The sequence below is a fragment of the Mesorhizobium sp. genome (assembly GCF_041661565.1).
In the GTDB taxonomy this organism is placed as follows: Bacteria; Pseudomonadota; Alphaproteobacteria; order Rhizobiales; family Rhizobiaceae; genus Mesorhizobium.
In genome coordinates, this window is the sequence record NZ_JBAZUD010000187.1 from 1 (window position 1) to 8,052 (window position 8,052).

General features: G+C 62.1%; 10 protein-coding genes, 1 tRNA gene and 1 pseudogene. 5 read left to right on the forward strand and 7 right to left on the reverse strand.

The window, feature by feature from the left end:
• Nucleotides 1-115 (forward strand): annotated as a pseudogene (locus tag WC739_RS23175) (IS630 family transposase); the annotation flags it as partial.
• Between the two features lie 6 nt (nucleotides 116-121).
• On the opposite strand, the gene WC739_RS23180 reads toward WC739_RS23175, so the two are convergent.
• From WC739_RS23180 to WC739_RS23190, 3 genes are all read right to left on the reverse strand, one after another.
• The gene (locus tag WC739_RS23180; protein WP_372955337.1) at nucleotides 122-643 is read right to left on the reverse strand and encodes an N-acetyltransferase family protein; all 522 of its coding nucleotides are present in this window, start codon (nucleotides 641-643) and stop codon (nucleotides 122-124) included.
• 103 nt (nucleotides 644-746) lie between these two features.
• Nucleotides 747-1,394 carry a helix-turn-helix domain-containing protein gene (locus tag WC739_RS23185; protein ID WP_372955329.1) on the reverse strand — a complete coding sequence of 216 codons (648 nt, stop codon included), beginning with the start codon at nucleotides 1,392-1,394 and terminating at the stop codon, nucleotides 747-749.
• Between the two features lie 178 nt (nucleotides 1,395-1,572).
• A complete protein-coding gene (locus WC739_RS23190; protein ID WP_372955330.1) occupies nucleotides 1,573-1,971 on the reverse strand; it encodes a cytochrome c in 399 nt (132 codons plus the stop codon).
• Between the two features lie 155 nt (nucleotides 1,972-2,126).
• Between WC739_RS23190 and WC739_RS23195 the strand changes: the two genes are divergently transcribed.
• A complete protein-coding gene (locus WC739_RS23195) occupies nucleotides 2,127-2,963 on the forward strand; it encodes a universal stress protein (protein ID WP_372955331.1) in 837 nt (278 codons plus the stop codon).
• Nucleotides 2,964-3,024: 61 nt separating this feature from the next.
• Here WC739_RS23195 and WC739_RS23200 read toward each other — a convergent pair whose 3' ends face one another.
• Both WC739_RS23200 and WC739_RS23205 read right to left on the reverse strand, forming a co-directional pair.
• On the reverse strand, nucleotides 3,025-3,711 hold the full coding sequence (locus WC739_RS23200; protein ID WP_372955332.1) for a phosphoribosyltransferase: 687 nt from the start codon (nucleotides 3,709-3,711) through the stop codon (nucleotides 3,025-3,027).
• Between the two features lie 3 nt (nucleotides 3,712-3,714).
• Nucleotides 3,715-4,140, reverse strand: a complete 426-nt coding sequence (locus tag WC739_RS23205) for a DUF2267 domain-containing protein (protein ID WP_372955333.1) — start codon at nucleotides 4,138-4,140, stop codon at nucleotides 3,715-3,717.
• 520 nt (nucleotides 4,141-4,660) lie between these two features.
• Here WC739_RS23205 and WC739_RS23210 point away from each other — a divergent pair.
• Nucleotides 4,661-5,032: a hypothetical protein gene (locus WC739_RS23210; RefSeq protein ID WP_372955334.1), complete on the forward strand. Its 372-nt coding sequence runs from the start codon at nucleotides 4,661-4,663 to the stop codon at nucleotides 5,030-5,032.
• Between the two features lie 102 nt (nucleotides 5,033-5,134).
• Here WC739_RS23210 and WC739_RS23215 read toward each other — a convergent pair.
• A tRNA-Met gene (locus tag WC739_RS23215) sits at nucleotides 5,135-5,211 on the reverse strand.
• Nucleotides 5,212-5,452: 241 nt separating this feature from the next.
• On the opposite strand from WC739_RS23215, the gene WC739_RS23220 reads away from it, so the two are divergent.
• Nucleotides 5,453-6,412 (forward strand): Gfo/Idh/MocA family protein, encoded by a 960-nt coding sequence (locus WC739_RS23220; RefSeq protein WP_372955335.1) that lies wholly within the window; start codon nucleotides 5,453-5,455, stop codon nucleotides 6,410-6,412.
• 11 nt (nucleotides 6,413-6,423) lie between these two features.
• Here the strand turns inward: WC739_RS23220 and mnmA are convergent, their stop codons facing one another.
• Nucleotides 6,424-7,614, reverse strand: coding sequence for a tRNA 2-thiouridine(34) synthase MnmA (gene mnmA / locus WC739_RS23225; RefSeq protein WP_372955336.1), 1,191 nt, complete (start codon nucleotides 7,612-7,614; stop codon nucleotides 6,424-6,426).
• A 256-nt stretch (nucleotides 7,615-7,870) separates the two neighbouring features.
• On the opposite strand from mnmA, the gene WC739_RS23230 reads away from it, so the two are divergent.
• Nucleotides 7,871-8,052: DUF1153 domain-containing protein (locus tag WC739_RS23230; protein WP_135927495.1), on the forward strand; the 182-nt coding region annotated here is incomplete at its 3' end.

The following is an 8,052-nucleotide window of genomic DNA, read 5'->3' on the forward strand; positions in this document are numbered from 1 at the left end:
GAAACGTACCGTCGAGGACACTTGGCGCCACATCGGCCACCTCGTCGAAACCATCGAGCCGGCCGAATGCAGGAACTACTTCGAAAACGCAGGCTACGCTTCCGTCAAAACGTGAAAGGCTCTAGGACGCTGATCGCGCCCCCAACTCCCGTCGAACCAGGACAAGCGTCGCATCGTCGGGATCGCTCGTGACGGTGAAGCCCATGTCGCGCTCGACCTCGATCGCGGCACGATTTTCCCGGCTCTCTATCGATTGGATGGCTTTCAGCCCGAGATCTTCGGCATAGTTCGCAACATAGGCGAGCAGCTCCCAGCCAACGCCCAGATGCTTGCGATCCCCGCGGATGCAGATCGCGACCTCGCCGTTTCGATCGGCGTCATCGCTTGCCAGCATCGCAACCGCGATCAGCATCCCGTCGGCGGAGAACGCCAGAAAATTGTGCACATGAGGGTCGTCGGAACGCGTCATCGCCACCAGCCGCTCGTGTGAAACTTCCTTCACGCCGCCAAGAAAGCGAAACCGCAGATCGTCCGGCGTCACATGGGTGAAGAACTCCGCCAGGGTGGGTTCGTCTTCGGGCCGTGCAGGGCGGACTTCGAAGCGAAATCCGCTGCGTGTGGTAATGGCGCTATTCGTGGTCATGTGCGGACCTCCGATTCTGGGTTGCTGTGAATGGCCGGATGCAGCGGAACCAAGAGATGTGACCTGCTCCTGGTATTTCCGTGCCACGGCTCGACGATGTCTGTCATTCGCTCATGCAGTGGAGCGCGTCGTGCTTGACGATCTCGATGCTGCGCAGGCTGAGCAGGCGGATGACGCCCTTGTCCTTCAGCCGGGTGAAGACGCGCGACACGGTCTCGATGGTGAGGCCGAGATAGTCGCCGATATCCATGCGCGACATTGGCAGCTCCACCTGCTGCAATCCGCCTTGCCGCTCCGCCATGTCGACCAGGAAAGCGGCGACACGTTCGATGGCGTTCTGACGCCCGAGGACCAGGAGGTGTTCCTGCGCGCGCGTCAGGCCCTTCAGTGCCAACGGCAGCAACTGACGGGACATGTCCGCCCCGGCAGCCAGGCGAAGGACGCGGACCCCGGTGGCATTGATCGCTTCGGCGAAGAAATGATGCGTCGAGTCGGCTTCGAAGCCGAAGGTCTCGCCGGCGAGGTGGAAGGCGCTGATCTGCCGGCGGCCGTCCGCCAGCAGGCGGTAGATGCGCACGGCGCCGAATTCGACCTGATAGAAAGCCCCGGCCTTCTCGCCCTGGGCATAGATTTCCGCGCCGGCGGGGAAAAAGCTGACCGGCTGCAGCGGTGCCGGGTCGAGCGCATCCGGCAGGCTTGGTTGCACGGAATTCGACGGCAGCGAAATTCTCGAGGTTGTGTAGGCGTGCATGGCTGTTTCCCCAGTTGAACCGTGACACAGCAATTGCGCGAATCCGCGGGTCGCGAAATTCGGTCATGTCCCTACGGGGAATTACTTAGGGCTGTTTTGGGCAGCACCGGAGCGATCGGTGGCTGGCCCCGGCGGCAGTCTCGACGTCGCTATCTCGAATGGGCAAAAGCCGCCGAACCTAGTGCTGCAGCGTCTCGATGTATCCGGCCAGATTGTGGATACGTTCCGTGGCCACCACCTCGCCACCGCTGGGGCCGTAGGCCTTTGCATCGTCCTCGAGAAACAGGCGGCCCCAGACAGGCATCTCCCGATTGCCATGGCTTGGGACGGCGTAGCGCCCGTCGATGGTCGCAAAGACCCTGGAATAGGGAAACGTCCCGCCATTGCGTTTGGAGAGCTGCGTCAGGTCGGCTGGACGCCTCGTCAGCAGGTCGCGCAGGGGCCCGTCGCCCGTTCCGTCGACACCGTGACAGACGGCGCAGGAGTTCAGATATTCTGCCTGGCCGTAACTCATTTCCTGGGCTGCCGCCGCATTCAACGTCAAGCCGGCGCATGCCACCATCGTCAAGAGTTTCATATGCACTCCAATCAGCTATTGGCGGAATCCTAAGCCATCCTGCGGGCCAGTATGTTGATTGGGGTCAAACCCTGCTTTGACTCAGCGCAATGCCGTTGCGTTCCGCCTCGCTATTGCTTGTCGCGAACGTTCACTCAAACGCGGGAGCGGCTGCCATGTCATTCAAGACAATACTCACGATCACAGGTCCAGGCATGAGCGACGCCGATCTCAAGCTCGCCGCCGGCCTTTGCGAGGAGACCAACGCGCACCTTGCCGTTCTCGTGGTGGTGCTCGCCGCACCGCCGCCGGTCGGAGAGTATGCCGCAATTGTTTCCGAAGACTGGCTGAAGGAGCGGAAGGCAGAGGAACAGCTGTTGAAGAAGACAACGGCCGGCGTGACGGCGTTGCTCGCGGGCCGCGGCCTTTCCGCGGACATCGACAGTGAGTATCCGGAAGCCGAATGGGCGGACGAGACAATCGGTCGCCGTGCGCGCTATGCCGATATCACCATTCTCGGGCCGGAGCTTCTGGCTGGCGAAACGCTGAAGAACAAGGCGATCGAAGGCGTGCTGTTCTCGTCGGGCAGGCCGCTTCTCCTCGTTCCCCAAGGTTCGCGGCCGACGCTGAAGCCGAAGCGGGTACTGGTCGCCTGGGATTCGCGGCTTGAGGCATCGCGGGCCGTGCGGGAATCGATCGACCTGCTGGCCGCGGCCGAGGACGTGCATCTTGCTCTCGTGGATCCCGTCGAGGGGGAAGCCCAACACGGCGCGGAACCGGGCGCCGATATTGCAGCCTATCTTGCCAGGCACGGGGTGAAGGTCACGGTCGACCGCCTGCCGAGTGGGAACCATTCCGTTGCCGAGGTTCTTCGCCAGCACGCGGTGGACATTGCCGCCGACCTGATGGTGATGGGCGCCTACGGTCATTCGCGGTTGCGTGAGCGCATCTTCGGCGGCGTCACGAGATCGATGCTTGAGAAGCAGTCGCTGCCGATCCTGATGGCGCGATGAGGCACAGGAACGGCCTGCAGCCGGGCCGGCTGCAGGTCATCGACCGACGTCTTCAGGCCATTTAGGGTTTCGCCGTCCTGCGCCGGATTGATGGTTGATCCGCACGGCGCTCCTGCGCTGCTTCAGCCAGCGCCCCCGTCACTTGCTCGTCGGTGAGCTGGGGGAAGCTGAGGTAGTGGTAGCCGACGGCTTGGAACCGCGCCGGTTGGCTGAGGCAGACGATCCGGTCCACTTCCTGGGCGAGCTCGGCCAATATGTCAGGCGGCGCGACAGGGACCGCAACGACTATCTGGCGTGGTGACCGCCGCTTGAGGGCCCGGATCGCAACCTTCATCGTCGTCCCGGTCGCGACACCGTCATCGACGATGATCGCTGTCTTTCCGGCGATCGACAAGGGTAGGCGCTTGCCACGATAGGCCAGCCGGCGGCGTTCCAATTCGGGACGCTCCTGGGCGATCAAGATTCGAAGCTCGCTATCGTCGAGCGCGTAGGCCTCGACGATCTCGCGGTTCAGCACAACGTCCGGAGGGTCGCCGTCCACGATCGCCGCGACGGCGAGTTCATGATTTCCCGGCGCGCCAACCTTACGAACGATGATCAGATCGAGCGGGGCCTTGAGGAGCTTGGCCACTTCTGCGGCGACAGGAACGCCGCCTCGCGGCAAGGCGAGAACGATCGGTTGTTGCAGACCGAGTTTTTCCAGCTCGACGCCAAGCCTTTTCCCAGCGTCTTGCCGGTCGCGGAACATCGGTCAGGCCGCCGGCCAGAGGTTACGGAGCGATTTCTTCATCGAGTTCCGAACATGGACGATCTCGCCATGCGATATGTGGTGGTCGAGCACCTTGAAAACCGCCGTGATCGCCTGGTCGATATCGACGTCGGGCTCGTACCCAAAGCTGTTCCTGACGCATATCACGAAGTCGTGCTTTGTCCGTTCCCACGTCGGTGTCTCCGGTTTCCAGCCCTCGAAATAGATGCCCCTGATGAGGGTAGGCAACTGGGCCGAAAGGTCGGCCATCTCCTCTGGCGACAGCCAGTCGCGCACCGTGTGCAGGACGGATTTCAGGAGCCGGTAAGCGTTATGTTCGCTCCAGCCCAAATCGCGGGTCAGCTCGTTCACCCATTGCTGGGCCTGCTCTGCGGAACGAGTGAATCCCGTAACGGAAGTGTGGGTCATGCCATCGCTCCTTCGATCTCTTCGTCATTATCGCCCGAAGGCGCGATGTTCGCATTGAGCCGGATCAAATGATCCCGACTGTGAGGCCGGCGAGCGATGCGGGGGCGGGGAGCAGACGCGACGGGGCCTCTTCGTCATCGAAGTGTTCCGGTCTTGAATAATAGGAACATGTTCCTATGTATGGAGTGCCCATGTCCTCCCCCCACATGGGCGAGCGATGGGTCCGCCTCCCTGATCCGTCGCGATGCTGAGCCCGCTGCCACGTCCCCTGCGGCAGCGGGCTTCTTTTTGTCGATGCATCTCGTCGTGCCGGCTTGGACTCGATGCCGAAGGATTGACACAGTGCGTGACATTGCTGGCACCGATGCGGGACGGAAGTTCCCGACGGGCCGCGATTGAGCCGCCTAAGGTGATTTCGGGCGGGTGCTGAATCACGTGTTTGATATTCTAGACATCGCTTCGGCATCAGTTGTTCAGTTGCGGACAAATGTGCTTTCTTAAGTCAACCTCGGAGGGAACAATGAAACCAAACCTTGCTTGCGCGGCATTGACCGCAGGACTCTGCTTCGCAATATCGGCTGCCTCGGCAAAACAGCTGAGCAACATCGATTGGTTGGCAAGCAAGGATGACGCCTTTTTGAAGAGGGCTGCAACAATATCGGGCGATATCATCGCCGTATTGGATAGATGTCGGTTGAGGCCGACCGAGGATGGAAAAGCGATGATAGCTGTTCCGGTCCTGCTGTACGACGGGATCGATAAACACCTGACACCCGATATGCGTAAGTTCAAGAGGGCTGCTCATGTCTATGAGAGAGCCTTTGCCATCGCAGTTCAGAGAGCGGGGGATTGCAAAACCGAGAAAGCTAGGCATCCGAGCCTCTATCGGTAGGACCAACTTGCGGAGTGCCTCCTATTAGGGAGGCAGTTTGCCGGCGCTCTGTGTGCACAGAGAGAATCTGTACCCGAGTCTCCGGATCGTACATGGATGAAGTGGTAGCGGGAGAGGGACTTGAACCCCCGACCCCAGGATTATGATTCCCGTGCTCTAACCAACTGAGCTACCCCGCCAGGGCGGCGAAAGGCTCGAAATCCGCCTCATTTCGAAAGGCATATCGAGGCGTTCGCCAAGGTCGCGCGGATATAAGGTTGGCAGGGCAAGCCTGTCAAGCTTAGAGGCAGCTGGAGTGCCGGCTTATTGTCGTTGACCAAAAGCCTTGCCTTGCAGACATTTGAGGGCAGGCCCCGGGGTTGAGTTCGACGGGGTACGTCGCTATGTCTCGGCCACGAGTTTTTAGAGTCTGAAAAACACATGAAGCCGCGCATTGCAGTCCTTGGGTGCGGATACTGGGGCAGCAACCACATCCGCACCCTCAAGGCGCTCGGCGCGCTGCACGCGGTTTCCGATTCCAATCGTGCCCGCGCCGAAGGCTTTGCCAGCGAACAGGATTGCCTGGCGATCGAGCCGGAGCAGCTGTTCGTGCGCGACGATATCGATGCCATCGTCATGGCGCTGCCGCCGCAATTCCATGCCGACCTGGCTGTGCGCGCCGTCGAGGCCGGCAAGGACGTGCTGGTGGAAAAGCCGATCGCACTGACCGTCGCCGACGCGGAGCGCGCGGTGCGCGCCGCGAAGGACAATGGCCGCGTCTTCATGGTCGGCCATGTCCTGCGTTTCCACCCGGCCTTCGAGATGCTGAAGGAGCTCATCGACAAGGGCGAACTCGGCGAAGTGCGCTATATCCATTCGCATCGGCTCGGGCTCGGCAAGTTCCACACCGAAAACGATGCGTTGTGGGACCTGGCGCCGCACGATTTGTCGATGATCCTGGCGATCACCGGCACGGAACCTGTCGAGGTGCGCGGCGAGGGCGCAGCCCTGCTCGACAATCTCAGCGACTTCGCCCACCTGCACATGCGTTTTCCCAACGGCCTGCGCAGCCATCTCTTCGCCTCGCGGCTCAACCCCTATCGCGAGCGGCGGCTGACCGTGGTCGGCACCCGGGCCATGGCGGTGTTCGACGATGTCGAGCCATGGGAGCGCAAGCTTGCCGTCTACCGCCATGCGGTATGGCAGGACAGCGGCCAGTGGGCCTTCACCACCAACGAGCCATCCTATGTCGCGGTTGCGCAGGGCATGCCGCTGACGCGTGAGCTGGAGCATTTCATCCAGTGCATCGAGACGCGGGCCGAGCCGCGCACCAGCGGCGAGGAGGCGATCAGGGTGCTGCGCATCCTGACCGCGGGCACGGTTACCCACACCAAATCCTGAGACCGTAGGGGCTACTCGGCGGGAACCTGGATCGGCCCGGCCGCGAGGCGCGTCAGCATGGCCTCGGCCTCGGCACCACGCTCAGACCGCTCGATAAAACCGCCGCCGAACACGCGCGCCTCGTTGCCGTCGTCGGAATAGAGCACGCAGGCCTGTCCCGGCGCGATGCCGGACTCGCCATCGGCCAATTCCACCCATGTCGCGCCAGCACGATGATGGAGCACGGCCGGGCGCGGCGGCCGCGTCGAGCGCACCTTGGCGAACAGTTCAAGACCGCCGGCGGGCACGGCGGACATCGGCCCGTCGCCCAGCCAGTTCATGTCGCGCAGATAGATCTTGTGCGTTTCCAGCGCCTCGCGCGGGCCGACGACGACGCGGGCACGGCCGGCGTCGAGGTGGACGACATAAAGCGGCTCGCCCGAAGCGACGCCGATGCCGCGCCGCTGGCCTATCGTGTAGCGCAGGATGCCCTCATGGCGGCCAAGCACGCGGCCGTCGATATGGACGATGTCGCCCGGATTGGCGGCGGCGGGCTGCAGTTTGGCAATGATGTCGGAATACTTGCCGTGCGGCACGAAGCAGATGTCCTGGCTGTCCTGCTTGGCGGCAACCGTCAGCCCCATCTCCTCGGCCATGGCGCGCACCTGCGGCTTGGACAGGCCGCCGAGCGGGAAGCGCAGATAGTCGATCTGCGCCTGCGTGGTGGCGAACAGGAAGTAACTCTGGTCGCGGTCGGCATCGACCGGCCGGAACAGCGCGCGGTGGGCGCCGTTGGCGCCGGAGCGGATATAGTGGCCGGTGGCCAGCGCGTCGGCGCCGAGCTCCTTGGCGGTTGCCAGCAGGTCGGCGAATTTCACTGTCTGATTGCAGGAAACGCAGGGGATCGGCGTTTCGCCCGCGACATAGCTAGCGGCGAAGGGATCGATCACCGCCTTGCGGAAGCGCTCCTCGTAGTCGAGAACGTAGTGCGGGATGCCGAGCGTCTCGGAGACACGGCGGGCGTCGTCGATGTCCTGGCCGGCGCAACAGGAGCCGGCCCGATGGGTCGCCGCGCCGTGATCATAGAGCTGCAAGGTGACGCCGACGACATCATAGCCCTCGCGCTTCAGCAGGCCGGCGACAACAGACGAATCCACGCCTCCCGACATGGCGACGACAATGCGGGTGTCTTCTGGACGTCCGGGAAGATCGAGACTGTTCATGGTTCTTTCATTCCGCCTGGCGCTGAATGCCAGTGGCCGGAATATAGGTCAAGCGTTCCGGCCGCGCCAGCTTTGAGGGGCGGGCCGTTTTTCATGCCTGAATCAAAGACATAAACAAGTGTTTAAAATGCCGACCAAAAGACTAACGCGGCGTTCATGATCCTTACCTAGTCATTAGGGTCTGCTTAGGCAATTTTTAAAGCTGTGGCGGTAAGGTGGCGGGGATTGGGTCTTTGAGTTTTTTGTAGAGAGTACGATGACCGATCTTGTTAGACCGAGAGTCAAATATGTTATCGGGCCCGACGGCAGCCCCCTTACGATTGCCGATCTGCCGCCGACGAATACACGTCGCTGGGTTATCCGGCGCAAGGCGGAAGTGGTTGCGGCGGTGCGTGGCGGGCTTTTGAGCCTTGAAGAGGCATGCCAGCGCTACAAGCT